We start from the raw sequence: 851 nt of genomic DNA, 5'->3' as shown, positions 1-851 counted from the left end.
TCATGCAGCTTCGACATCGACTTGATGACCGTCTGGTGGTCGCCGATGATCTGATCGACGACGAGGCCGACACGCTCGGTGCCGGTCGAGATGACCACCACCTTCTGGTGAACGTCAGGCTTGGTGCCGGTGCGGAACAGATCGCGAAGCCGCAGGAACGGCACCAGGCTGTCGCGCAGCGAGATGAAGCTCCGCCCGCGCGAACGCAGGTCTTCTTCAAGCGAAAGCTCGAGGCATTCCTCGACCGCCGACAGCGGAATGACATATCGGCCGGAGCCGACACGAACGAGCAGGCCGTCGATGATCGCCAGCGTCAGCGGAATGCGAAGCGACACATCCGAGCCTTCGCCCGGACGGCTTTCGACATCGATCGCGCCGCGCAACGCCTCGACCGTCTTCTTGACGACATCCATGCCGACGCCGCGGCCGGAAAGATTGGTGATCGCCGCGGCCGTCGAGAAGCCCGGTGCGAAGATCAGCTGCAGCAGTTCCTGATCGGAAAGCTGCTGGCCGGGCGCGATGAGACCGGAGGATTCCGCCTTGGCGCGGACCCGTTCGCGGTTGATGCCGCGGCCGTCGTCCTTGATGGAGATGATCACCTCGCCGCCGGACTGGCGGGCAGACAGTGTCACCGTGCCGGTTTCGCTCTTGCCGGCAGCAAGACGGTCGGCAGGCGTTTCCAGACCGTGATCGATGGAGTTACGGACCAGATGCACCAGCGGATCGGCAAGGCGCTCAATGACGGTCTTGTCCACTTCGGTGCTTTCGCCCTCGGTGACCAGTTCGATTACTTTGCCGGTTTCGCGGGCGAGATCATGCACGAGGCGGCGGAAGCGCGAGAATAGCGTGGC

The 851-nt window shown here is 63.7% G+C and carries 1 protein-coding gene; it reads right to left on the bottom strand.

The window, feature by feature from the left end; genetic code table 11:
• The coding region (locus AC1DJO_RS29845; RefSeq protein WP_477974131.1) for a chemotaxis protein CheA at positions 1-851 on the bottom strand (851 nt) is incomplete at both ends.

The organism is Rhizobium sp. 05N430 (genome assembly GCF_056396985.1).
This window is presented reverse-complemented; position numbering and strand designations above follow the sequence as displayed.